The following is a 24,827-nucleotide window of genomic DNA, read 5'->3' on the forward strand; positions in this document are numbered from 1 at the left end:
GGCAAAAGTACGAACATACTTTCATTATCGGAAATTTGTTGTTAATATTATTTTCTTAAGTGTCCATAAATTTTATCTATATGAGTTTACCGCTTTTATTACTTCTTTCGGCAGTTATTCTGATAGTAGCTTATTTCACTTATGGTCGATTTATTAGTAGGAAATTTGATATTAAGAATGATAAACCTACTCCAGCTCATGCTCATTCAGATGGAGTAGATTATGTGCCTTCTAATAAACTGGTAGTTTTGGGTCATCATTTTGCCTCCATTGCAGGGGCTGGTCCTATAGTCGGACCCATTATAGCCGTTACTTTTGGTTGGATTCCAGCTGTTATCTGGATTTTAATTGGTGGAATTTTCTTTGGAGCTGTGCATGATGTGGGAAGTATGGTCGCTTCTTTGCGACATAAAGGAAAATCAATAGGCGTAATTATTCATCAATATATCGGAACAAGTGGAAAAAGACTTTTTTTAATTTTTAGTTTTTCCACCTTAATTCTCATCATTGCTGTTTTTGCGGATATCATCGCCAAAACTTTTGTGAAAAATCCTGGAGTGGCTTCCACTTCTGCTTTCTTTATTTTGCTAGCTGTGGTTTTCGGTTTTTTCAATAGAAAATTCGCTCACAAAAAATCAGCCTTTGTTTGGCTTTCCATCATTGGAGTTTTCTTGATGTATTATTTTGTGATTCTTGGAAACAACATACCTTTTGAACTCAATTATGTTTTTTGGGTAGGATTATTACTGGCTTATGCATTTGTGGCATCGGTTACCCCCATGTCGGTTTTACTTCAACCCAGAGATTATCTTAGCAGCTTTTTATTATACGGTTTAATTTTATTGGCAATTGTGGGTGTAGTAGTAGCCAATCCTGAAGTAAAAATGGACAATGACATTATATTCAAAAGTGAAGATATTGGCTATTTATTTCCAGTGTTATTTATAACCGTGGCTTGCGGTGCCATTAGTGGGTTTCATTCTTTGGTAGCTTCAGGTACCACTTCCAAACAACTCAATAAAGAAAGCGATGCAAAAGTGGTGGGCTATGGTGGAATGTTGATTGAATCATTTTTGGCTATAATTTCTGTTTGTGCTGTGATGGTGATTAGCAGAACCGATTATGCCAGCAGCTTAAATGCGGATGGGCCCGTCAATATGTTTGCCGATGGAATGGGTTTTGTAATTTCATCATTGGGAATTGAAGAAGGCTTGGCCGTGAATTTTGTGGCGCTTACGATTTCAGCTTTTGCTTTAACGACTTTAGATACTTGCACACGCTTGGCGAGATTTACTTTTCAGGAATTTTTTGAGGAAACCGAAAATCAAAAAGTTCGAGACATTACTCAAAATAGATTTTTATCTACCACAGTAGTGGTGGTTTTATCTTCTCTTTTTTTATTATCTGGCGAATTCACTACACTTTGGCCAATCTTCGGGTCTGCCAATCAATTGCTAGCTGCATTGGCATTATTGGCCGTGTCGGTTTGGATGATAAAATCGGGCAAGAAAGCGGGTTTTTTGTTAATCCCGATGTTTTTCATGTTTGTTGTTACGCTTAGTTCATTATTTGTTTTGGCTTTTCAGAATTTTGAAAAAGGCATTTACAGCATTTCTATAATTGCAGGATTATTATTTGTTCTGGCAATTGTATTGCTTGTATTAGCTAAAAGATGTTTAAAAAAGGAGGATGAGGCTTTAAATGTTTAGCATGAGCTTCAGTGTTAGTACAATTTCTTTACTCTTCTTTTTCCTCATCATAAACAATATTGATTATCCAGTTATAGTCTTTTTCCAAAATTGCTAATTTTGTCCAAGCATCTTCTGAAGGGGGCCCTACTATTTCATCAAAAGTTATATTACCTATACTTATATACCCATTGATCCTGCCACTTGCTATTACTGAGTTATAGATAGGTGTAATAATTTCATCTAAATCTGCTGTTGATATTTGATTAGGCCCATCCATATCTAATAAGATGACTACATTATTATTTTTAAATTTGATCGTCTTCAGAGGGTGGCAAACCGAAACATCAATTTCCGTCAGTTTTGGATTATTTAAAAAGTTCAAAACCTCTGGACAATCGCTGAATCCATTTCGATAACTCTCTAAATTTGGTAAGTGCCAAAGGTTGATTTCCTTAATGGGGCCGTCACCATAATAGGAAGTAAAACCTGTAATTTTATCAATATCCCCGGTGATACTGACAAAATACTCTGAATTATCACCATATTTATGAGCAAAACTTGCTCCGTAGGAATTTGATGTTTTGGTTTCAATTTGGCCATTTCCCCAATCAATAGTAAGCTCACCCTGATAGTTAAGTGTAAATTGAAAATCGAACTCAGCCTCATCGTCCCCATATGAATTAGGTAATGCAATAAAAGTTAATGCAGGCTCTAATTGGATGTTGAGCAGGCCGTTTTCGTGAAGATTGAATAGGCTTTCAATGGTAAAAGTTTCGCTGTACTTAGCATATCCCTTTTTAATGAGCAACAAGGTAAATTCTTCGTTTCCAAGATTGGAAAGGGCTACAGTGTTGATTTCGGGTTTTGCGGTGAAGCTCTTAATAGTATCTTCATTATGAATGATATATCCTTTTGCATAGGTTAAACTACTACCTTTTGAATCAAATTTAAAAACGCTCAAAAAGAAAAAGTCTGTGACTGTAAATGGAAAGGATACGTAACCGATATCATCGGGAAGCAACAGGGACACATTGATGACCTCTAGTGGCAACTGAAGCGAACTACTTTCCGCTATTTCAAAATGAAGAGGCAGGGAATTACCCACTAAATCAGCTTTAGGTGATTCTGACATTGGCGTTGCATAGAGCACTTCATCTTCAGGGCTGATTACCATGAATTTTGTTAAGGAGTACTCACCCACACTTACCTCTAGAGCTTCGCTTACATAATTCCCATTGAATGATAAAATTTCTATAGTTTCATCTTCAAGCACTGGTTCCCCTTCTACTGTTTCTATACTAATATGCAAATAGGACCCGGCCGGTATGGCTAGAACTTGGCGCGACTGACCATTTTCATTGCTTAGGGATAAGTTAAAATTAACTTTCCCTATCAGGTCATCTTTTACATTTTCTGGTTCAGGGCTGCAGCCTATTAATAGCAGAGCAGCGAAAAGTACTGCGGTTGATAACGTTTTCATATTATTTTAAATTAAGGTTCATTAGCCTTAACGGAAGAAATACTTTTTTGTACTTTTTTAATAGAACTATTATTATTTATCGGAAAAGATCTACACTGATTGGATTTAATAGTGTTTTTGGCTATTAATAAGAAAAATGATTTGCTTAATTTTTTCTTTTATAGGTAATTAGAAATCTGGGTGGGTTGATAAAAATATCTAATGAAATGATTTCAAATTAGGTATGTAATCTGTTGAAAAGTTTTAAACCATGAAATTTTGAAGAATGGAGATATTAAACTTATAAGTAGTTATTGATTCACAAAATCACCTCTAAGATTTCGAAATCTTTTTCGCGCTTCGGCAACAAAAATGCTACCCGGATAATCTGTTAGTAATTGTTGGTAATATTCTTGGGCTTTTGCAGGGTCTTCAATTAATTCTTCATAGATCAATGCCATTTCAAAAAGAGCATCATCAGTTAAAATACCATAAGGCATATCAAAAACTATTTGATTCAATAACTCAACCGCTTCCACGTATTTCCCTTGTTCTTTATTCATTTTTGATTTTAACCATAGAAATTCATCAAGAATTGGATGTTCTTCATATTCTCTGATTAATGAATCAAGTGTTTGATTGGCTTTTTGTTTCTTGTTCTGATAAAGCATTAAATCCACATCCGCATAGGCGCGAAGCGCCTTTTGCGTACTATCGAGTATCGTATTATTTTTTATCAAAATACTTAGATCCATTGCGTCATTGGCAATTTCACGTCTCGTTGCTTTTTTCAAAATATCTAGATGTTCTTGAGCTAATTCGAACTGTCCTCTGTAAAAAGAAAGCTTTGCATTTTTCAATTTAGCTTCTTCCCCTAAATTTTGATTTTTATGGCTTTTCTCAACTTGGTAATAAAGCAAAACGGATTCCCAAGGTTCTTCCTTAATAATATATATATCTCCTAAGTTCAATTTTGCTTTGGCAATAAGATTTTGCTCAGCATTGGGATAATTAATAATTTTCTTTAGCATTTCAACTGCTTTATCGGTTTCATCTAGATAAAGAGCATGAAGCAAAGCTTTTTGTCGATAGGCTTCCAAAGTATAATTTGATAATCCAATTTGATCAATTAAATCTTGATATGAAACAGTTAAATTTCTTATGGCGGAAGTATCTATTGGGAAATGATTTTTGATTTTCATTTCCTGCGTTTTTATCAATTGCTGTTTTGCTTGGATGAAATTTTTGGAGTTAGGAAAATTATCAACAATATAGGAAAATATCATTTCTGCTATATCATATTCTTTGTTTTCAAATGCCAACTGACCAATTTCCATACTATTCTCTCCTTCTAGTTGATTTCTTTTATCAATTGCCCTAGCTTGAATAAATGCAGCATAGAAATTTTCAAGCTGTAGATTTGCCCAAATTAAAAGATCACCGTATAAATCTTTATCATCATTTTTTTGCATATTTTCCATCACCATTGCTACAAAAGATTCCAGCTCATCTCTTTCCTTTAAAGACATTTGAAGCATATTCTTGACATATCTTAAATTACCGGGTCGTTCTTTAGCATATGTTAAGTATTCTCTAACCATTTTATCTTTCTGGTTATTATACCTATAAAGTGTAGCAAGCTGAATAGCAAATGCATTTGGATCTTGCATTCTTTCCCTTGCAGATAAATACAATCGCTCCGCAAATCTTCTGTGTTGTTTATTAATAAAAAATTGAGCTGCTGATCTGAGATAACCCAAATTTTGAAGCACTTTTTCTTCTACTTCTTCATAATATTTTTCTGCCGTGGAACTATCATTAACGGTTATATAATAATCGATTATATCCACATCATATTTAATATTGCTTGATGACCATCGCCTAACTTTTTTTAGATATTTTTCTGTCTCCTTATTAAGTTGTTTGGTATATAAAATTTCTAAATAGTTATTGTGAATAAATGAGATGTTTTGCGGGTCGTCAGCCAACTCTCTATAAATTGTTATGGCTTTATCCAATTCACCTTTTTGATAATAAGCATTAGCCAAAGAAATTTTTTGATTGCTTTGAGAAAATGCCAATAACGACATAAAGAAAAAATATGTAAAAAATATAATTCTCATTTCAATTCATTTAGATATCCACTTTCTCCACACACATAATAATATATTATTTAACTATATATAAACTATTATCTATTGTTAAGGCTGTGGATATGTGGATAAAACCTCATTCATTACTTCACTTTTATTTAAACTTAAATAAATGTGCATTACTTTTAACGTTGTTAACTTATAATCAATTGAAATTTAATCAATTAACAATCTAAGCTCTTTATGTTAATAAGTATTCCATCTTTTTATTTTTTATTTTCTCTGTGGATTAAGTTGTCGATACTTTAGACTTATCCTAAGTTATGCTCAGACTTTTGTTACTTAGCTAAGGATGTTACTAATTGATGTTAGTGAATGTTTATAAATCACTAGTTTCTTCACCTTCATCCACATCGTTATCCACACTAAAATCAAAGTTTTTATCTATCACTTCCCAGTTCGCTTTAACTGTTATTAATTCATCTAGATAGTAAATATTTTCAGCTGGCTTTAATGTTAGTGGATTACCAGCATCCCATATACCGTTTCCATTTTCATCTTCTATTAACCTTATTCGATAATTGCCAGGTTCTACATAATTAAATTGAAATTCATTTTGATTTACTAGCGTGTCTTTAAGTACATACTTTTCAGATATAAGTTGAATAATAAAATCTGATTCCATATTGATTACCTTTCCTTTTATTATTCCGTAATCTTCTGGTTTTTTAAAACTTAGTTTAGTGGTATTTTGAGAAGTAGAATCTTCTTCTATTCCAATGAATGATCCTTGTCCAATATATATTTTTAGATCATATGAACTTATATTTTGATTGGAATTTGAATTTCCACGTGAAACATTTGAGTCATTTGGTAAAGAAGATTCAGGAGATTCATTTTTTGTTTTTTTGTTTTGAACTCCTTTTCTATCTATTCCTTTTTGATTAAGTAATGAGTCTTTATCTGCTATGTCAATACTGTCCTTACGGAGATTTATACTATCAGAGAAACTTTGTACGGAGTCTTTGTAATTTTGTATGCTGTCTGATATTGATTTAAGACTGTCAATTATTTCATTAATATCTGTTTGATTAAGGATCGTATTCAGATTTATTTCTTTTCTATTAAAACTGAAACTGATCTCTTCCTTTGTAAATTTTTTAATTGGTATTGTATCTATTCTTAATTGAATTGAATCATAATTAATATCTTTAACAGGTTTACTGAAAGTATATTTAAATTCTTGTGGACCAGTTAGTATTTTCCCATTTGGTGTATTCGTAATTTTGATATCGTCATTTGTTATTCTACTTTCTCTTGTCATGAAATAAATTGTATCAAGTCGACTATGATTAATAGAATCCTTTACTTCCATGAATAATTTTATTGAATCTGTTTCATAACCTAATTCAGGAAAATTTTCTTTATAAATTTTTATGTATTTGGAATCTTCCACATCATTTGCATATATATGTTGGCTACTATCTTGTGGATTTGTAATGAAATAGTTTGCTATTCCTTTATTATATTGAATTATAAAATCCTTACCAACAGGGCTGTACTTTTTTAATTTTAATGTGTCTTCGTTTCTTTGATAAGTTGAAATGGATAATGATGGTAAACTATCGTATAGATTTAAAGTATCAGGATGGAAACCAAATGCTTCAGACTCAGAGTTATTGATTAAATTATCATTCTTGTCTTCAAACGCATATAAAAGATAATTACCTGCCTTCAAATTTTGCATCTTGAAAGTTCCTTCTTCATTTGTTGTAGTAAAATAAACAGGCTTTCCTTGTCTTAAGTTAGCAGTATCTGCTTTAGCGTCATAAAGACCAACCACAAAGGAGTTGGCGGGTTCTTGATTCATCAGCTGAGTTACATTTCCTTCAACTGTTAGTGAATCAAGATAACTCCCAGTACTAAATGCAATTATAGGACTTTCCCATAAGTTACCTTCAGTTATATCTTTTAAAGCTTTTCTAAAATTGAATGTATATGTAGTTGAATCTTTTAATGGCTCATTCAATTTTATAATTAATTCTTGTTTCTTTAGTGTTGATTCAAATTTAATATCTTCTCTAGGAGTGATGATCAATTCTTGATTAAGTTGTTCAAGTTTCATCCATTCATTAAAGTAAAGTTTTATTTCTTTTCCTTTAAAGTTTATAGATTGATCTTTCGGATTAGATTCATATAGAATAGGTGCTTTTTCATCCTTTTCCCCTCCTGTTGGGCTCTGCACAGTTGCACATGCATAAACTATAATAAGAATGAATAGTAAGGATAGGTATTTTCTAATCATTTTTTGATGATATAAATTAAACTTGAGTAATTATTTTTGTTTAAATTAGCATAACTATTTGATTTATAACCAGTTATGAAAGAATTTAAAAATTTATTTTTATTGAATTTATATTTATTACTTAAAAGACTGACATAATAGGAATCCAATTTCATAGGATATATCTTTTTAATCTTAAGCCCATGTTTTAGCATAAGTGTATTCATTGTATCCTGACTAAAATGGTATAAATGACGTGGGACATCATATGCAGCCCATTCTTCTTCAAACACTTTCTGTTCGTAACTTTCTATATTAGGAACAGCAATTACGATTTTTCCTTTTTCTTTGAGAATCGTCTTTAGAATCTTGATTGTTTCATTTAAATTATGGATATGTTCTAATACATGCCAAAGTGTAATTACATCAAACTTCTTATTCTTTAATTTTAATTCTTCAATACTTTCCTGGACTTTGCCTTTAGTGTTAGCAATTTCTCTAGCAGAATCGTTTGGTTCTATACCATACGTTTTCCAACCATTCTTCTGCATTGTTTCAAGAAAATATCCTGTACCACAACCATAATCTAGTAATCTTCCTTTTTTATCTTTTGTTATTGAATTGATCAATTTTCTTTTTGAAGCTAATGCATATTTTCTAGCTACTTTATATATAAAGTTTATAGGAGAATTAGCTTTATCAGAATGTGATATATATTCATCCGATTGATAATATTTAGCTATTTCTTCTTCGTTAGGTCTTGGATTAGTAAATTGAAAATTGCAATTATCACAAATCATTATGTTAAAGCTTTCTTGACTTACAGAATGATCCTTTATTACCTTATGATTTTTTAAATTGGAAGCACTACAAACAGGGCATTCGCTAAGTTTTTCGTACATATTTATCTACCTAAATAAACCATTAAAATTGAAATATCTGCTGGAGTTACTCCACTTATTCTAGAAGCTTGTCCTAATGTTTGTGGCCTAACTTTTCTAAGCTTTTCTTTTGCCTCAGCTGATAATGCTGGAATTTGATTGAAGTCTAAAGAATCTTTAATTTTTAGATCTTCAAGATTCTTCATTTTTTCTATCATTTGATTTTCCTTTTCTATATAGCTTTCATACTTGATATGAATTTCAGAAGCTTCAATTACCTCTTTGCTATATCCATTTATCATTTGATTTAAATCCTCTTCTATTTGTTGTAATTCTTTAAAGCTTATTTCTGGCCTTTTTAATATGCTATATGCATTGGTCTTTTCTTTGATAGGAGATGAATTTACTTTACTTAAATTTTCATTAACAGTAGTTGGTTTAACTTTATGAGATTTTAAGTTGTCAATGAATGCATCTATTTGTGATTGTTTCTTTTCTACGTGCTTCATCCTTTCATCCGATGCTAGACCAATTTTGTTACCTAGCGGAGTTAATCTAACATCTGCATTATCTTGTCTCAGTAAAATTCTATGCTCAGCTCTAGAAGTAAACATTCGGTATGGTTCCTCAGTACCTTTATTAATTAAGTCATCAATTAGTACTCCGATGTATGCTTCAGATCTACTTAATATAAATGGATCCTTTTCATTAATTTTCAAATGAGCATTTATTCCTGCCATCAATCCTTGACAGGCAGCTTCTTCATAACCAGTAGTTCCGTTTATTTGACCAGCAAAATATAAGTTTTCGACTAATTTTGTTTCAAGAGTGGTCTTTAATTGAGTTGGTGGGAAGAAGTCATATTCAATTGCATAACCAGGACGAAACATTTTAACGTTTTTAAAACCTTCAATTTCTCTAATTGCTTTATGTTGAATATCTTCAGGAAGAGAAGTTGAGAATCCATTGACATAGACTTCTACTGTATCCCAGCCTTCAGGTTCTACAAATATTTGATGCCTGCTTCTCTCAGCAAATCTATTTATTTTATCTTCAATAGAAGGACAATATCTCGGACCTAAACCTTGAATTCTGCCATTGAACATGGGAGATTTTTCAAAGCCTTCTTCCAATATTTCATGCACTAGAGGGTTTGTATATGTGATGTGACAACTTCTTTGCCTCTCCAAAACTTTAGTCTCATTTGAGAAGGAGAATTTTTCAGGATGCTCATCCCCTTTTTGTTCTTCTATATTTCTGTAATCGATAGATCTTCCGTCTACTCTTGGTGGAGTACCGGTTTTCATTCTACCTGACTCAAAGCCTAATTCTTCTAATTGTTCGGTTATACCTTTAGAGGCTCTTTCCGCAGATCTTCCACCACCGAATTGTTTCTCCCCTATATGTATCAAACCATTAAGGAATGTTCCATTGGTTAAGACTACAGATTTAGCCTTTATCTTCAAACCCATGCTAGTTTCAATGCCCACTACCTTATGGTTTTCTACTATTATTCCAGAAACCATTTCCTGCCAAAAATCGAGATTTGGAATTCTTTCGAGTTGTAATCTCCACTCTTCAGCAAATCGCATTCTATCGTTTTGTGTCCTAGGACTCCACATTGCAGGGCCCTTAGACTTATTCAGCATTCTAAACTGAATCATAGATTTGTCTGAAATGATCCCTGAATATCCGCCTAAGGCATCGATTTCTCTAACTATTTGCCCTTTTGCAACACCACCTACGGCTGGATTGCAAGACATTTGTGCTATGGTATTCATATTCATGGTGGCTAGTAAAACCTTCGAACCCATATTTGCAGCCACAGCCGCTGCTTCGCAACCTGCGTGCCCTCCTCCTACTACAATTAAATCGTAATCTTGAAACATATTAATGTTTTATTATTGAGTGTTCCACGTGGAACATTTCATATTTGTATTTCCTTTTTTATTAAGTGTTCCACGTGGAACACATAAATATCTATAATAATTCTATTGCTTTATCTTCAGCTAATCTCATTTCCTTTTTTTCTTCATCGGTTTTATCTTTGAAACCAATCAAGTGTAACAATCCGTGTGCCATAACTCTTGCTAGTTCTTCTAAGAATTTTGAATTTAAGTTATTGGCGTTTTCTTTGACTCTCTCTATGCTGATGAAAATATCAGATTCTATATTGTGACTTTCGTCAGCTTCTTCTTGCAAATCAAAAGTGATTATATCAGTATAAGTATCATGATCTAAGTATTCTAAATTGATCTTATGCAAGAAGTCATCTGAACAAAATATGTAATTCAGTTCTAAAATCTCATAATTATAGTGGTTTGCTAGCCTATTAAGCCAAGCTTTATGTTTTTTTAGTTTCCTTAAATCAAACTGGCAATCCTCTTTAAAAAAGTAAATGTTATCCATTAATTAATGTAGAAGCTTAATTTTACTTTTTTACCATCATCTTCAAAGGTAAGTTCATCGCTTAATGCTTTCATTAGGAATATTCCTCTTCCACCAGGCTTGTCAATGTTTTCTGGCGCTGTTGGGTCAGGAAGTGAGTTGTAATCAAAGCCTTTGCCTTCGTCTGAAATATTAAAGACAATAGAGTTGTTTTCCATATTTAATGTTAGAAAAACATTTTTATCCTTATTGCCTTCGTTGCCATGGATAATAGCATTATTGACAGACTCAGTTACAGCAATCATAATGTTGCCATAAATGTCATCATTTAACTCAAACTTCTCTTTGGCATTGTCAATAAAGCTCTCAACTATTCTGATGTTCTCACTAAGAGACGGAATACTTATACTGATTTCACTCATCGTATTAGGTTTTCTTTAGATTTTAATCGATTATAATACTTATTAATTTCATTCTTGTAATAGGGAGTGAAATTGGGCGGTACATTTCTTAACTGCTCAATTTCTTTTTCTTTCTCTTTTATATACTCTTCAAAAGCATTTGGGATTCGCTCTCTCTCATATTCTGTAGCGGTTTCTCCTTTTCTTTCATCCTTTTCTTCTTGTTCTTCTCTTGCCTTTTCTGATTCTAACAATCTTGTTACAATCTTTTGTTGTCGTTCTATTAACCTGCGATCTAGTCTTTTATTTACCAAATCTTCCTCAATTTTCTCCATTTCCTCTGAAATATCGCCAGCATTCCCTCCATTTTCTTTTCCGCTTTCTTCCCCGTCCTTGCCTAATTGCTTCTCAAGCTCTTCCATCATTTTTCTGATCTTGGCTTGTTCTCCTGCTAATTCACCAAGTTTCTCAGAAAATTGTCTACCCTCCTTTTGTCCTTGGCTAAGTTCTTTGGTTTTTTGATTAAGGGACTTCTGCATTTCTGAGAGACTTGGGGTTTGTTGGTTTCCTTGTGATTGTTGCCCCATTCCCATGGAAGACTGCATTTGCATTTGCATCTGTTCTAAAACATCATCTAACATGAGCGCAAGATTATTCATGGATGTCATGGCAAATTGTTGCTCTCCAATGGCCTTTCCATTTTCTCGTTCTCTTAAAGCATCTATACTGCTTTGCATAGATTCATTCATCTTACCCATTTCTTTCGTGATAAAAGACTCCAGTTGAAATACTCGTTGAGCTAAAGCAGTTAAACTATCTTCAATGATTTTAGCATCATCTTTCATAGCTAGTTGCTTTTCTGATAATGTAATAAAGCGAGGATCGCTCGGATTTACTTTCTTAAAGTTATTCATCAATTCTTCTTGTCTAAAAGAGAGTTTCAATAAATTGTCTACTATATCTTTTAAATCGTCTATGTTTTCTTGCAGCATCTCCATTTCCATGCCCATTTCCATAGAAGAGAGCATTTCAGACATTTTTTTCATCTCTTCAGATGATTTCTTTTGTTGCTCACTAGCTCCGCTTTTATTATTTTCTTGTATTTCTTGTAAGCTATTTTGCTGTTTTAAATCAATTTCAGATTCTTGCTCTTTAGTGTCGTTTAATGGGTTTGGTTGTTTTAAAGACTGATTTCGTTTTTCTATTTCTCTAAGTTCTTTTTGTATTTTCTCGAATTCTTCATTGACCTTTTTCTGCTCTTCTAAAGCTTTTTGTCTTTCCTCTTCTGAAGAAAACTCACCATATTCTTTATTATCTGACTCACTTTCATTGGAATTTGATTCCTCCTTTTCTTCAGAATCAGTATTTTTCTCTTCTGAAGTATTTTCTTCAGCTAATTCTTTTTGCTCCTTTTCTAATTTTTTTAGACTCTCCCCTACTTGCTTCATGTCGTACTGAATCTCCATTCTTTTAAATAGCTCCATCATACGTTCCATTTCCTTAAGCTTATTCTTTTCTTGTTTTTTAAGGTCTTCTACAGATTTTCTAAATTCATCAGATTGGTCTTGCTCTTCTAAAAGGGATTTGATTTTTTCCATCAGCTCCTCATTCTCATCTTGGAGCATTTCTTCCATTAAACTTTCCAATTGCTCGGATTTTTCCTTCAAATCTGGATCATTTTTGTTAAACCGATCTCTCTTAGCTTGGTTCTTTTCTAATTCTCTTTTAATATCTTCAAGTTGTTTCTTTCTTCTTTCTTGTTCTTTTAGTATCTCCTCTAATAGCTTTTTATCTTCCCAGTTTAAATTTCTTTTGCTTTTAAGAATTTGTTCTAGTTCTTCTAGTTTTTGATTTGATCTTTCAGAAGACTTAATACTCATATCTAGTTGATCTTCAGTGTTTTGTCTTGTATTTTTTATTTCCTCTTCTACTTCAGATTCATTGGGTAATTCAAATCGAAAGGTTGCGCTTTTTGAAGTTTTAGCCCCATTGAAACCATCATTGTCTGCAACTTGTACATAGTATTCTAGAATACTCCCTTCTTCGTTTAACAAAGAATCTACTTCCCAAACTTTGAAATATTTCTGATTTCTGGCATCTGAATTAAAAGAAATTGGAATTCTTCCTGTTTGTTGAATTTGATTGCCTTTCCTTTTGGTATAAATCAAATTTAAACGAGAAAAACCATAATCATCACTTATTTCCCCAGCTATTGCTACTTGACGGAAATATATGCTGTCATTAATAGGTTGTAAATTTATCTCAGGGTATTTATCTTTAATTACTTCAATTGAATAGTCAATTTTTTGAATATATGAAGCTTTGTCATTAAATAAATTCAATTTATAATAACTTGATTCTGTCAGACTTTTTTGAAGTCTAAAGGTATTTTTACTAGCCTTTTCAAATAAAAGACTGTCGTTTAATAATTCAATACTGATTTTATCACTAGAAGCACTTTGGATTAGCCATTCTGCTTGGGTTCCTTCTGGAACAATCAAATTTCCAGAATTATTAATTCTTTCGGAAGTAGTGCCTATATAATCAGGATAATCTAAACTGATATTCATATTTTGAATTCTTGGCTTCTCAAATACTAACAATTCATATTGAGCAGAATTGAATCCGGCAGCTTCCAGTTGAAATTCCATATCCTTTTGAAGATTTTTCAAATTGAATTGGAAACGATTATTACTAAGCTTTTCAAACTTTTGCTTTACGCCATCTTTTTGAATGAATAATTCATTTGGTAATTCATCCCCGTTTAGTTCTGCCGTAAGCGTAAAATTTTCTCCTTTAAAAGCTTTTAATTCATTATTTTTAATTGAAAAGCTAAATGGAGCTTTTGGAATAAATTCCTCATTAAATTTAATGATCCTGTAACTTCCTTCTGTGATCATATAAGGGGCAAACATCAATATTAAGCCCACAATAATTGCTGGAATTACTACATAAGGCAAATAGTTAGCATTGGTGGATTTTATGCTAATGCTATCCTTAAAATTAAGAATGGAAATTTTTTCTGACTTTTGAATTATACTAGCCGCTATTAAACTGTTCTGCTGACTGCTCAATTCATTTAACTGAATGATATTCAGAAGCTTATCATCAATTTCTGGAAAGTATTTCCCAATTTGTTGGGCAGCTTGTTTATCACTTAATGCTTTGCCATTAGTGAGTAAATGATAAATGGGAATGAAAATGTATCGACTTATGAAATAGAGAAGAGTTATTCCAATAACACTAAAAACAATGGTTCTTGAAATACTGCTCATTTGCAATTTGTATTCAAGCCAGCTAGCAGTTAGGAGCACAAAAAGAAAAATAGCCAAGCTGATCAATAAACCTTTTATCAATTTATTGACATAGTATTTCCTTTTATACTCATTGAGTTTTTTAAGGATTTCAGCTATATGGTAATTTTCGCTCACTTTTCTTGTAACGTGAATTTGAAAACAATGATTTCCAATATTTTATGGATTTTATGATACATCCAATTCCACTTTAATTGGACAATGATCTGAATGTTTTACATGCTGTAAAATGTTGGCTGATTTTAATTGATTCTTCATGTTTTCTGTAATCATATGATAATCAATTCTCCAACCTTTGTTCCTGTCCCTAGCTGCTGAGCGATAACTCCACCAACTATATTGATCGGGTTCTTTATTTAAATGTCTAAATGTATCAATAAAGCCATCACTTAAAAAATCAGTCATCCACTCGCGTTCTTCTGGCAGAAATCCAGAACTGTTTTTGTTCCTTACCGGATCATGAATATCAATTGCCTGGTGGCAAATGTTATAATCACCGCATATTAAAAGTTTGGGAATATCTTTCTTTAAATCTTGAACATAGTTTTTGAAATCGGCTAGCCATTTCATTTTAAAATCTTGTCGTGGGTCACCGCTTGATCCGCTAGGCATATAAGTGTTCAGTACGGAGAAATCTTCAAAATCTGCTCTTATAACTCTTCCTTCTCTGTCGTAAATATCCATATTACAACCTATCTCTACATTTTGCGGCTTTACTTTCGTAAAAATACCAACTCCGCTATATCCTTTTTTCTCTGCCGAATGCCAGTGGATATGGTACCCTAAATTTTCAAAAACAGAAAGATCTACATCAGATTGATTAGCTTTTAGTTCTTGCAAACAAAGAACATCAGGGTTTTCCTCTTCCAGCCATTGGCTTAGCCCTTTTCGCTCTGCTGCCCGGATTCCATTTACGTTATAAGAAATGATTTTCATAATCTATAAAGATAAAACAATTTTTATAAGCCTATTTCTTCCTCAAAATAATCAATTACATGCATTTTAAGTAATTTTTCTTGTTCCAACAGATCAAAATGAGGAAGCGGCTTCACCAATTTCCAATGTGGCCAGCCCGCTTCATCAACTCCTTCCAATTCGTAAAAACCAGAAAGGCTTAATACTTTGCAAATTGCAATATGCATTAAGTCTTGTTTTTCTTCCTTGCTGAAAGTGTGAGGACCTTTGCCCAGTTCCTGCACCCCAATCAAAAACAGCACAGCATTCATATCCTTTGGCTTTTTGCCTAAAGCATCTTTAAGCTGCAGCCTTAATGCTTGCCATTTTCTTTCGAGTTCAAGATCTTTTTTAATCATTGCCGTTTTCTTTCAAATATTCCCAATATTCTACAGCTCTTCTCAAATGAGGAATAACAATAGTGCCACCAATTAAATTGGCTATCGAAAATATTTCAAATACTTGATCATCGTTCACTCCCAATTCAAAGCATTTGCCTAAATGGTAACGAACACAATCATCACACCTCAAAACCATGGAAGATGAAAGCCCTATCATTTCCTTGGTCTTTTTATCTACACTACCTTCTGCAAAAGCATTGGTATCAAGATTAAATATGCGCTTGAGAATTTTATTATTGCTCCCTACAATTTTATCATTCATTTTTGCGCGATACTCGTTGAACTCTTCTACTTTATTCATATATTAACCTATCAATCAATAAATAGTAAATTAACCTGCAAAGTTAGCCGTTGTGAAGCTACGAACCCAAAACTTTTACGTAATAGTGTCGGATTTTCTGTCATTATTTTTCCCTAACTACTGTGCTGCCTGTAATTTAACTCTCAGTAAGTCTGAAAATCTAGTTTGCAGCCATTGTTTATCCTCAATTCATCAAACTTTTATGCATAAAGATCAGCCAAATCAATTGCATAGACGCTTTTTTGAAATTCCTAATTTGAAATATGCCATGGCTTATGCCTGGTTTCAAAAGGGAAGCGTTATTCAGCAACTTTTACATCAGCTGAAATATGAGGGAAACGAAGCTATGGGTGTTTTGTTGGGCGAAATTTATGGAGATCAACTATTAGATTTTTATGCGGGAAAATGGGATCTGATTACCGCAGTTCCCATCCATATTAAAAAACATAGAAAAAGAGGTTTTAATCAAAGTCACAGAATAGCTGAAGGCTTGAGCCAAAAACTATCCATTCCATTTATGCCTTTATTAGAGAAATCAGTTCATAAAAAAAGCCAAACACGGAAGCACCGAATTCAACGATTTGAAAATGTTGATTCTACTTTTCATTTGAAAAAACCATCCACAAGCTTAAAAGGCAAAAGAATTTTACTTGTGGATGATGTTTTAACAACAGGCGCTACAGTTCAAGCTTGCAGTGTGCCGCTTCAAAAAGCTGGAGCTGAAATTTCTATTGTGACAATTGCAGCTACTAGAAATTAGATGACAAGAATTCCATTTGGACTTTAATTACTATTCATTAATAGCATCTAACATGGAAACCACATGATTACCCAATGAATTGGCCACTATCTTTTTATATTCTGTTGTATTAGTAAAGCCACCGTTTCTATTGAAAAATTCATTCATCACGGGCCCCCAATCACTATTTTTTGGCATAATAAAACCAAATTCTTCGCCTGTTTTATCACCTGCTGGATGTCTCTTAATATTTCTCGCATCCTCAATTGCTGATAGATAGGATGAGAAATCTAGATAGGTAAAATAATTATCATTTTGATTTACCATTTCATAGCATTCTTTAAATGAATTAACAGATTCGATTTTTAAAGAAGGAAATGAGCTAGCTTTTAATTCTTTAGCTCTTTTTTCATGTGTAGTTCCACTTTGAACAATTATAGTCATTCCACTAAATTCAGAGCCTATGTTATTAAAATCGCTTAGATCAGGAACAGCTTTATTGGTTAATAAAATAGATACATTGGAAAAGAATGAAGGGCTAAATTGAACCTCACTTTTTCTGGCTTGGGTAATGGTGACATCAGCTAATCCAAAAACACCACCTTTTCCGTTTTGAACACTATTGTAAAACTCGGAAAAATCCACCGCATCTTTGGGCTGATGTACATTTACTTTTAAATCTACATTATGTGTGTTTTCTACATATTCCACAAACTTATCCCATATTTTGATGCACAAACCATCTAATTCATTTCCGTTGTCATAGATAAATTTACCTGAGTAATTATAAGTAATAGTGACTTCCCCACTACCCTTAGATTTGGTGGCCTTCCAACTATCCCCTGATAGTTGAGCACTAGCCGTGATACTAATAAATATTGCTGCGAGTAGTAATATTAAATTTTTCATATCTGTCAGGTTTAAAAGATTATTCTGAATATTAATTATATTCAATTTAAACAATTCTATTTTTAACTAAAACAGATATTAAATTCTTTTTGTTCTATATATTGAAATTATCCGCTTTTTTGTGACTTAGAAAAATCTAATTTTATGTAAGTTATAAAGAGTTATTTCTATTTCAAAAAGGCAAATATTTTTCTTAAAAGAAATAAATATGACGTTGGTGTGTCAAAATGTTAAGATAGTCGAAATCACCTCTAATTTTAGATTGCGTGATTTTGATAGAAAGATAGCAGAAAAGAAATTATGATAATGTGAGCTCTACGGAATGATCTATTTAAGCTTTTCCATTATTAAATCTTGATGCTGGAGATAGAGCACCATATTTTCAAGCATAATATCTGCGCCTTCTTTACTTTCTAATTGATCCAAGACTTTTTCACAAACTTTATATAGAACTTGTCTATCACTAATTTGATGGGTATTGGCTACTTTTTTAATGAAACTTGCAATTTCATCTTCATTTAAAGATCCGTCAGGAAGCGTATTTAGTTTTTGAACTTCAGATTTTAAAGATTCCACTTCTGCCAAATTTGTTGGTTTTTTGCTAATGAAGTCCTTGCTATCACCCTCTTCTTGAGGCGATTGACTTTTCATAAATTCATTTAAATCTTTTAAGGTATCTTTTTTCTTAGCCATTTCAGTTAATTTAAATATGAGAAAGGATTGCTTTTGCAATAGGTAAAAATTCTTTTTCAGCTAAAATCGTACTGAAATTAGCAAAAATATTTTTTGCTGGTACTTTAACTTCTAAAATCTTTGCATCCAATTCAGATAAAGCTTCTTTAACAGTATCAATTTTAGTGGCAGAATGCACCCTGTTAGGTAAAACCAAAATCTTCAACTTTTTATTTTCATTCAAGGCAGGCTTAATATCTTCTACTGTTTGATAAGTCACCAACAAATCATTAGGTGTTAAACTAGTAGGCACAATGACTAAATCACTTTGGATGCTCAATCTTTTTATATGCTCATCAGTGGTTTTACCCGCACTGTCAACTATTATAAAATCAGGTTTTTTAGCTTTAATTTGCTCAATATCTTCCAGAACACGGTGATCTTCGGAACCAATAATTGGAAAAACAGCTGATTCTTTTGCTCCGGTTTTATACAATTCCATTTTTCTCAATGTATTGAGAGTATAATTGGTATCAGTTTCCAGCATCACCAGTTTATGTCCTAAACTGTGTAACATGGTGGCAAAATGAATAGCGCTGGTGGTTTTTCCAGTCCCGCCTTTTCTTGAGATAAATGAAATTATTTTCGTCATAGCAAAAATTGAATATCAATAAAAATACATAGCTGTAACCCTTTTTCCAAATGTAGGTTAAATTTGCAAAAAAGATAATCATAAAAATGTATAATACTGCGGAGATTAATAAGCTAATTCAAACAAGAAGATCAATTTATCCTGCTCAATATTCGGGAGAAAGAGTGGATGATAAAATCATTCAACAAATGTTGGAAAATGCTAATTGGGCACCCAACCATAAACATACCGAACCTTGGCGATTTATTGTTTTTACTGATAAAGGGCTTGATCAACTAGGTAAATTCCAAGCTGATATTTATAAAAAGGTAAGTACAGCTAAAGGTAATTTTGATGAATCCACTATGGAGAAATTAAGGAATAAACCACTTACGGCTTCTCATGTAATAGCTATTGGCATGAAAAGGGATGAAAAACAAAGTATTCCTGAAGTAGAAGAAGTTTCAGCCGTAGCAGCAGCAGTTCAAAATATGCAACTAACCGCAAGTGCTTATGGAGTTGGTTGTTATTGGGGATCAGGAGGAATTACTTATATGGAAGAGGCCAAAAAAGCTTTAGCTCTTGAAAAAGAAGATAAATTATTAGGCTTTTTATATGTAGGAATGCCCAAAGAAGGATTTTGGCCAGAAGGAAAACGCAACCCAATAAATGATAAAATTAATTGGGTTAGAGAGTAAACCACAAAGTAACAGCTTAGCCTGAATTTAACTTTGTGCATCTTAGTGAAAGCCTTTGTTAAACTCAGTGGTTAAAACAATAGTAGCCTTTGGCTACCTTTTGTTTTCTTTGAAGTGTTGATGTTACGTTGGTTTATTTAAAATTCCGCCATTTTCGTTTAACTTTGTTTTTTTAGAATAAAACTGATTCGAAATTCAATGTCTGAAAAGATAAAAGCATTAAAAGCTGAAATATCAACGGCAACAGCAAAAACTCAGGAAGAGTTAGAGGCTTATAGATTAAAATTTATAAGTCGCAAAAGTGTATTAGGTGATCTTTTTGCCGACATCAAAAATATAGCTCCGGAAGACCGAAAGGCTTATGGACAAGAAGTGAATGAAGTAAAGCAATTAGCAGAAGAAAAATTTCAAGAGCTGATTGCCGGATTGGAAAGTACTGATTCAGGAAGCAAATCTTCTGCTCCTATTGATTTGACACTTCCACCAAATATTAACTTAGGGACTGTTCATCCTTTGACTTATGTGCATAACCGCATAGTGGAGATTTTCCAAAAAATTGGCTTTAACGTAGCAGATGGTCCAGAAATAGAAGATGATTTCCATAATTTCACAGCTTTGAATTTCCCTGAAAATCACCCAGCTCGTGAAATGCAGGACACTTTCTTTATTGAAAGTAATCCAGATATAGCCTTGAGGACGCATACTTCTTCCGTGCAAATAAGGGTAATGGAAAACCAGAAACCTCCATTTAGAACATTGGCTCCTGGACGAGTTTATAGAAATGAAGCGATTTCAGCACGAGCTCATTGTTTCTTCCATCAAGTAGAAGGCTTTTTTGTAGATAAAAATGTGGGTTTGGTAGATTTGAAACAGACTTTATATTATTTCGCAAAAGAGCTTTTCGGACAAGACACTAAAGTTCGTTTTCGTCCTTCTTATTTTCCTTTTACTGAGCCAAGCGCAGAAATGGATATTTCTTGCAACATCTGTAAAGGGAAAGGCTGTAATATTTGTAAATATTCTGGTTGGGTAGAAATTTTAGGTTCAGGTATGATTGACCCAAATGTGCTAGAAAATTGCGGAATTGATTCAGAAGAATATACAGGCTTTGCATTTGGTATGGGAATTGAACGAATTGCTATGCTAAAATTTCAAGTAAATGATTTAAGGTTGTATTCCGAAAATGATGTTCGATTCTTGAATCAGTTTAAGCATTTGAGTTAATCAAAATCAATATTTAAAAAAGATTATGCAACTAAAAGACATCAAAAGTATAGGAATAGTTGGCGCAGGAACTATGGGTTCTGGAATTGCCCAAATGAGCGCTATGGCCGGTTATCAAACCATTATTTTTGATATTCAAGAGGATGCTTTAGATAAAGCCAAAACTGCCGTTAGCAAAAACCTGGAAAAAGGAATTGAAAAAGGCAAAGTAAGTCAGGAACAAAAAGAGGCTTGTCTTCAAAACATTAGTTTCATATCTAAACTGGAAGAGCTAAAAGCAGATGTCATCATTGAAGCGGTAGTGGAAAAACTACAGGTGAAAATTGATATTTTCAGTCAGCTCGAAAAAATCAATTCTGTAAAAACCATCTTAGCAACCAATACTTCTTCTATTCCTATCACGCAAATTGGCGCAGGACTTCAAAATCCTGAAAGATTGGTAGGCATGCATTTTTTTAATCCTGCTCATATAATGAAATTGGTAGAGGTTATTTCTGGAGCCGCTACAAATCCTGAAATTGCGGAAACTACCAAGGCTTTAGCTGAAAAAATGGGCAAAAAAGCCGTGATGGCAAAAGATTCGCCTGGTTTTATCGTTAACCGTGTGGCACGTCATTTTTACGTGGAATCCCTAAAAATAGCTGAAGAGAATGTAGCTGATTTCGAACAAATTGACAGATTAGTGGAAAGTTCGGGATTTAAAATGGGACCTTTTCGGTTAATGGATTTAATAGGTGTGGATACTAACTTTTCAGTAACCAAGTCTATGTTTGAATCATTTTACTATGACAGCAAATTCAGACCAAGTAGAATACAACAACAAAAAGTGGATGCCGGCCACCACGGAAGAAAAAGCGGCAAAGGATTTTATGACTATAATTAAGAAATTATCTTTTCTATTATTTTTTCCTCTAATAATGCTTTTAAGTTGTGCGGAAGAAAATCCAGAGGTCTATGTGGATGAGTTGCCATTACCCGATCCTTTTCAATTATCTCTTAATTTGGATTTAGTTAGCTATCAAAGTTTGCAGTTTGAAAAAAATGTGATTTTACCGGATGTCGGTTTAAAAGGAGTGATTGTAGTTAAAAGAGCAGAAAATGACTATGCGGCATTTGAAAGAACCTGTCCTTTTGAGCCTGAAAAAGACTGTTCCATTATTTCCATGAATGCAGGCCAACAATATTTGGAATGTGAATGCGGAAACTCTTTCTATAATTTAAGTGGTTACCCCACCAATAGTCCTTCCCCCAGAAAATTAAGGGAATATTATACTAGCCTTTCAGGAAGAAATTTATATATCGATAATACTATCACTAGAAGTGAGAATAGATAGTTATAATAGCTAAAAGTGAGTCGTTTGCTCAAGAATTTTAGGTCTAATGAGGACAGAGCACTAGCTGGAAAGCTCTCACCTTAAATCGTAAACCATACATATTCCGAGTGAAAAACATATAATTTCATATTCTCAGTATTTTTTAATCATAAATATATATTATTGCTTTTCTGTGAATCAACCTTAATTGAAGTATGAGTATTCTTAAGGCTCTATTATATACTATTCTGCTTTTTGTTATAGGGGTAATTTTATCAATTGGTTTTCAATCTGTAATCTCAATTTTAGATTTAAATCCAGAACATTTAATTCATTATAATTCTGTTGCCAGAATATTGATGAAAATATTACAATATTCTATTATTCTTTTTTTAGTCTTTAAACTGTGGTTTACGCCAAGCGATCTTTTAATAAAACTAAAGAAGATTAATTGGGAAACGCTACTCTTGATACTTATAATAAGTATCGGTTTTGAAATTTTCACTAAGATATTTTTAGATATAAAATTACTTATTAACACGTATGAACCTGAAACTATTAATCGTTCGGATTATAGATTTAAATATTTATGGACTTATGACTTAATACGTGCTGTAATTTTTGCGCCCATTTTAGAAGAATTATTTTTTAGGAAAATCTTATTCACAAGATTGTTAAAAAAACATTCATTTGGAGTGTCTGCAATTGTTTCTAGCGTACTTTTTGCCTTAATTCATATCCCGAATTGGCTAAACTTATTCCCAATATTTTTATTTGGTATTATTTCTTGCTGGATATATGTAAAAACAAAAAACATCCTATATCCAATTCTATTCCATTTTGCAGGAAATCTGATTGTTTCACTATCATCGTTTTACAGTCAACAAATATCCAGCTTCTTTCAGGAATTAAATTATAATTGGGTTTATGGGTTAATACTTATATTCGGAGTTGGAATAACTCTATTTGGATTAAGAAAACTAAAAAAAGCTCCCATAGATTAATTAGATTGATCGGCATGTGTTTTGAAAAGCGAACTGACTATTATTTTAGCCTTTTATCTTAAATCTCTAAGTCTTAAATCAGTACTTTCAATTCTTTCCATTAATTTTAAGCTATGGAAAAAATGAACTGGCTAAAATTACTGAACCCCAATCGACTAGGTCAAAGCACCAATACCAACCAATCTTCTGCACGCTCATTTTTTGAGCAGGATTATGACCGAATAATTTTTTCTCATCCATTCCGTAGGCTGCAAGATAAAACTCAGGTAGTTCCTTTACCCGAGGAAGATTTTGTGCATACAAGGCTTACCCACAGCTTGGAAGTCAGTAGTGTCGGAAGATCTTTGGGTAAAAAAGTAGGAGAATCCATAGTGGATAAATACCAGGAATTAAAAGAATCAGGCTTTTCATCTTTTGATTTTGGGGCAATTGTAGCAGCCGCTTCCTTAGCGCATGATATAGGAAACCCACCATTTGGTCATTCAGGTGAAGATGCCATTTCAGCATTTTTCAAAAACACGCCATTAGGCAAATGGATTCAATCTCAAGTTTCTGTAGAAGAATGGGAAGATTTAATAAATTTTGAAGGAAATGCTCAGGGCTTTCGCTTATTCAACAGACCCGATAATCAAGGTATAAAATTAACCTATAGCACTTTAGCGGCATTTAGTAAATATCCTCGAACCGCTCATCTTTTTGAAAAAGACAGCAGCAGAAAAAGCCAAAAAAAATATGGCTTCTTTCAAGCGGAAAAACAATATTTTGAAGAATTAGCTAATGAATTAGGCTTAATTCGTTTGTCTAATGAAATGAGCTGGGTTCGCCACCCGCTTACTTTTTTGGTGGAAGCTGCAGATGATATTTGTTATCATGTAATTGATTTGGAAGATGGTTGCCGATTAGGCTGGGTTCCTTATGAGCAAGCCCGTGATTTGCTGGCTAATGTATTGGGGGATTCATATCTGCCCGAAAAGCTAGAAAAAACGAAAGGCAAAAATGAAAAAATAGCCTATTTACGCGCATTATGTATCAATAAACTCATTAATGAATGTGCGGAAGTATTCATGGAAAATGAAGATGATATTTTGAGTGGAAAATTTGATTCCGCACTAATGAGCAAGGTTCCTTCAAAAAGGGTTTTGAGTAATATCATAGAAGTTTCCATTCAGAAAATCTATCGGTCTCATTTGGTATTGGAAACGGAAGTGGTAGGCCACAGAGTTTTAGAAGGCTTATTAGAAGAATTTCTCGGAGCAGCTATAGCCCAAAAAGGCATAGAGGAATCCAGCAAAAAAGATTTAACGGTTTTTAGATTATTGCCGGAGACCTATCAAGAATTGATTACTGATACAGCAAGCCTTTATGAAATCAGCTTGTTATGCATTGATTATATCAGCGGAATGACCGATCGATATGCCATTAATCTTTATAGAAAGCTAAAGGGCATTAGTTTGCCAGGAATGAAATAAA

General features: G+C 33.0%; 22 protein-coding genes. 8 read left to right on the forward strand and 14 right to left on the reverse strand.

Annotated elements, in window-relative coordinates; translation table 11 throughout:
• Positions 1–80 precede the first annotated feature (80 nt).
• Entirely contained in the window at positions 81–1,709 is a 1,629-nt protein-coding gene (locus tag QYS49_RS03500; RefSeq protein WP_308350251.1) for a carbon starvation CstA family protein, read from the forward strand.
• A gap of 28 nt (positions 1,710–1,737) precedes the next feature.
• Here QYS49_RS03500 and QYS49_RS03505 read toward each other — a convergent pair whose 3' ends face one another.
• From QYS49_RS03505 to QYS49_RS03555, 11 genes are all read right to left on the reverse strand, one after another.
• On the reverse strand, positions 1,738–3,171 hold the full coding sequence (locus QYS49_RS03505) for a hypothetical protein (protein WP_308350252.1): 1,434 nt from the start codon (positions 3,169–3,171) through the stop codon (positions 1,738–1,740).
• Positions 3,172–3,461: 290 nt separating this feature from the next.
• Complete coding sequence (locus QYS49_RS03510; RefSeq protein ID WP_308350253.1) at positions 3,462–5,273, reverse strand: tetratricopeptide repeat protein; 1,812 nt, start codon at positions 5,271–5,273, stop codon at positions 3,462–3,464.
• A gap of 349 nt (positions 5,274–5,622) precedes the next feature.
• Positions 5,623–7,548: an Ig-like domain-containing domain gene (locus QYS49_RS03515; RefSeq protein ID WP_308350254.1), complete on the reverse strand. Its 1,926-nt coding sequence runs from the start codon at positions 7,546–7,548 to the stop codon at positions 5,623–5,625.
• On the reverse strand, positions 7,545–8,429 hold the full coding sequence (locus QYS49_RS03520; protein WP_308350255.1) for a class I SAM-dependent methyltransferase: 885 nt from the start codon (positions 8,427–8,429) through the stop codon (positions 7,545–7,547). The genes QYS49_RS03515 and QYS49_RS03520 overlap by 4 nt, the downstream gene beginning before the upstream one ends.
• A 2-nt stretch (positions 8,430–8,431) precedes the next feature.
• Entirely contained in the window at positions 8,432–10,297 is a 1,866-nt protein-coding gene (gene mnmG / locus QYS49_RS03525) for a tRNA uridine-5-carboxymethylaminomethyl(34) synthesis enzyme MnmG (RefSeq protein ID WP_308350256.1), read from the reverse strand.
• Between the two features lie 91 nt (positions 10,298–10,388).
• Entirely contained in the window at positions 10,389–10,817 is a 429-nt protein-coding gene (gene ybeY / locus QYS49_RS03530) for an rRNA maturation RNase YbeY (protein ID WP_308350257.1), read from the reverse strand.
• Positions 10,817–11,218 carry an ATP-binding protein gene (locus tag QYS49_RS03535; RefSeq protein WP_308350258.1) on the reverse strand — a complete coding sequence of 134 codons (402 nt, stop codon included), beginning with the start codon at positions 11,216–11,218 and terminating at the stop codon, positions 10,817–10,819. Before QYS49_RS03535 ends, ybeY begins: the two co-directional genes overlap by 1 nt.
• Entirely contained in the window at positions 11,215–14,628 is a 3,414-nt protein-coding gene (locus tag QYS49_RS03540; RefSeq protein WP_308350259.1) for a DUF4175 family protein, read from the reverse strand. The genes QYS49_RS03535 and QYS49_RS03540 overlap by 4 nt, the downstream gene beginning before the upstream one ends.
• 51 nt (positions 14,629–14,679) lie before the next feature.
• Positions 14,680–15,447 (reverse strand): exodeoxyribonuclease III, encoded by a 768-nt coding sequence (gene xth / locus QYS49_RS03545; RefSeq protein WP_308350260.1) that lies wholly within the window; start codon positions 15,445–15,447, stop codon positions 14,680–14,682.
• Positions 15,448–15,470: 23 nt separating this feature from the next.
• Positions 15,471–15,824, reverse strand: a complete 354-nt coding sequence (locus tag QYS49_RS03550; RefSeq protein WP_308350261.1) for a hypothetical protein — start codon at positions 15,822–15,824, stop codon at positions 15,471–15,473.
• Positions 15,817–16,167, reverse strand: a complete 351-nt coding sequence (locus QYS49_RS03555; protein ID WP_308350262.1) for a carboxymuconolactone decarboxylase family protein — start codon at positions 16,165–16,167, stop codon at positions 15,817–15,819. The genes QYS49_RS03550 and QYS49_RS03555 overlap by 8 nt, the downstream gene beginning before the upstream one ends.
• Before the next feature lie 202 nt (positions 16,168–16,369).
• Between QYS49_RS03555 and QYS49_RS03560 the strand changes: the two genes are divergently transcribed.
• Positions 16,370–16,927 (forward strand): ComF family protein, encoded by a 558-nt coding sequence (locus QYS49_RS03560; RefSeq protein ID WP_308350263.1) that lies wholly within the window; start codon positions 16,370–16,372, stop codon positions 16,925–16,927.
• A gap of 30 nt (positions 16,928–16,957) precedes the next feature.
• On the opposite strand, the gene QYS49_RS03565 is transcribed toward QYS49_RS03560, so the two are convergent.
• From QYS49_RS03565 to QYS49_RS03575, 3 genes are all read right to left on the reverse strand, one after another.
• A complete protein-coding gene (locus QYS49_RS03565; protein ID WP_308350264.1) occupies positions 16,958–17,815 on the reverse strand; it encodes a substrate-binding periplasmic protein in 858 nt (285 codons plus the stop codon).
• 327 nt (positions 17,816–18,142) lie between these two features.
• Positions 18,143–18,508, reverse strand: coding sequence for a hypothetical protein (locus QYS49_RS03570; RefSeq protein WP_308350265.1), 366 nt, complete (start codon positions 18,506–18,508; stop codon positions 18,143–18,145).
• Positions 18,509–18,518: 10 nt separating this feature from the next.
• Complete coding sequence (locus QYS49_RS03575) at positions 18,519–19,139, reverse strand: nucleotide-binding protein (RefSeq protein WP_308350266.1); 621 nt, start codon at positions 19,137–19,139, stop codon at positions 18,519–18,521.
• Positions 19,140–19,225: 86 nt separating this feature from the next.
• Here QYS49_RS03575 and QYS49_RS03580 point away from each other — a divergent pair, with 86 nt between their 5' ends.
• From QYS49_RS03580 to QYS49_RS03605, 6 genes are all read left to right on the forward strand, one after another.
• A complete protein-coding gene (locus tag QYS49_RS03580) occupies positions 19,226–19,816 on the forward strand; it encodes a nitroreductase family protein (RefSeq protein ID WP_308350267.1) in 591 nt (196 codons plus the stop codon).
• Positions 19,817–20,014: 198 nt separating this feature from the next.
• Positions 20,015–21,040 (forward strand): phenylalanine--tRNA ligase subunit alpha, encoded by a 1,026-nt coding sequence (pheS, locus tag QYS49_RS03585; protein WP_308350268.1) that lies wholly within the window; start codon positions 20,015–20,017, stop codon positions 21,038–21,040.
• Between the two features lie 25 nt (positions 21,041–21,065).
• Complete coding sequence (locus QYS49_RS03590) at positions 21,066–21,923, forward strand: 3-hydroxyacyl-CoA dehydrogenase NAD-binding domain-containing protein (RefSeq protein WP_308350269.1); 858 nt, start codon at positions 21,066–21,068, stop codon at positions 21,921–21,923.
• 34 nt (positions 21,924–21,957) lie between these two features.
• Positions 21,958–22,374 carry a Rieske (2Fe-2S) protein gene (locus QYS49_RS03595; RefSeq protein WP_308350270.1) on the forward strand — a complete coding sequence of 139 codons (417 nt, stop codon included), beginning with the start codon at positions 21,958–21,960 and terminating at the stop codon, positions 22,372–22,374.
• 194 nt (positions 22,375–22,568) lie between these two features.
• Entirely contained in the window at positions 22,569–23,357 is a 789-nt protein-coding gene (locus QYS49_RS03600) for a CPBP family intramembrane glutamic endopeptidase (RefSeq protein WP_308350271.1), read from the forward strand.
• A gap of 122 nt (positions 23,358–23,479) precedes the next feature.
• Positions 23,480–24,826, forward strand: a complete 1,347-nt coding sequence (locus tag QYS49_RS03605; RefSeq protein WP_308350272.1) for a deoxyguanosinetriphosphate triphosphohydrolase — start codon at positions 23,480–23,482, stop codon at positions 24,824–24,826.
• The last annotated feature ends 1 nt before the right edge of the window (position 24,827 follow it).

Origin of the sequence: Marivirga salinae (genome assembly GCF_030503855.1) — a bacterium.
Classification (GTDB): domain Bacteria; phylum Bacteroidota; class Bacteroidia; order Cytophagales; family Cyclobacteriaceae; genus Marivirga; species Marivirga salinarum.

Coding starts and splice junctions, on each gene's coding strand:
- QYS49_RS03570 (WP_308350265.1), bottom strand. CDS start 18,508: ATGGCTAAGAAAAAAGATACCTTAAAAGATTTAAATGAATTTATGAAA.
- QYS49_RS03500 (WP_308350251.1), top strand. CDS start 81: ATGAGTTTACCGCTTTTATTACTTCTTTCGGCAGTTATTCTGATAGTA.
- QYS49_RS03520 (WP_308350255.1), bottom strand. CDS start 8,429: ATGTACGAAAAACTTAGCGAATGCCCTGTTTGTAGTGCTTCCAATTTA.
- pheS (WP_308350268.1), top strand. CDS start 20,015: ATGTCTGAAAAGATAAAAGCATTAAAAGCTGAAATATCAACGGCAACA.
- xth (WP_308350260.1), bottom strand. CDS start 15,447: ATGAAAATCATTTCTTATAACGTAAATGGAATCCGGGCAGCAGAGCGA.
- QYS49_RS03510 (WP_308350253.1), bottom strand. CDS start 5,273: ATGAGAATTATATTTTTTACATATTTTTTCTTTATGTCGTTATTGGCA.
- QYS49_RS03595 (WP_308350270.1), top strand. CDS start 21,958: ATGCTTTTAAGTTGTGCGGAAGAAAATCCAGAGGTCTATGTGGATGAG.
- QYS49_RS03505 (WP_308350252.1), bottom strand. CDS start 3,171: ATGAAAACGTTATCAACCGCAGTACTTTTCGCTGCTCTGCTATTAATA.
- mnmG (WP_308350256.1), bottom strand. CDS start 10,297: ATGTTTCAAGATTACGATTTAATTGTAGTAGGAGGAGGGCACGCAGGT.
- QYS49_RS03590 (WP_308350269.1), top strand. CDS start 21,066: ATGCAACTAAAAGACATCAAAAGTATAGGAATAGTTGGCGCAGGAACT.
- QYS49_RS03580 (WP_308350267.1), top strand. CDS start 19,226: ATGTATAATACTGCGGAGATTAATAAGCTAATTCAAACAAGAAGATCA.
- QYS49_RS03535 (WP_308350258.1), bottom strand. CDS start 11,218: ATGAGTGAAATCAGTATAAGTATTCCGTCTCTTAGTGAGAACATCAGA.
- QYS49_RS03600 (WP_308350271.1), top strand. CDS start 22,569: ATGAGTATTCTTAAGGCTCTATTATATACTATTCTGCTTTTTGTTATA.
- QYS49_RS03560 (WP_308350263.1), top strand. CDS start 16,370: ATGCATAAAGATCAGCCAAATCAATTGCATAGACGCTTTTTTGAAATT.
- QYS49_RS03555 (WP_308350262.1), bottom strand. CDS start 16,167: ATGAATAAAGTAGAAGAGTTCAACGAGTATCGCGCAAAAATGAATGAT.
- QYS49_RS03575 (WP_308350266.1), bottom strand. CDS start 19,139: ATGACGAAAATAATTTCATTTATCTCAAGAAAAGGCGGGACTGGAAAA.
- ybeY (WP_308350257.1), bottom strand. CDS start 10,817: ATGGATAACATTTACTTTTTTAAAGAGGATTGCCAGTTTGATTTAAGG.
- QYS49_RS03550 (WP_308350261.1), bottom strand. CDS start 15,824: ATGATTAAAAAAGATCTTGAACTCGAAAGAAAATGGCAAGCATTAAGG.
- QYS49_RS03515 (WP_308350254.1), bottom strand. CDS start 7,548: ATGATTAGAAAATACCTATCCTTACTATTCATTCTTATTATAGTTTAT.
- QYS49_RS03565 (WP_308350264.1), bottom strand. CDS start 17,815: ATGAAAAATTTAATATTACTACTCGCAGCAATATTTATTAGTATCACG.
- QYS49_RS03605 (WP_308350272.1), top strand. CDS start 23,480: ATGAACTGGCTAAAATTACTGAACCCCAATCGACTAGGTCAAAGCACC.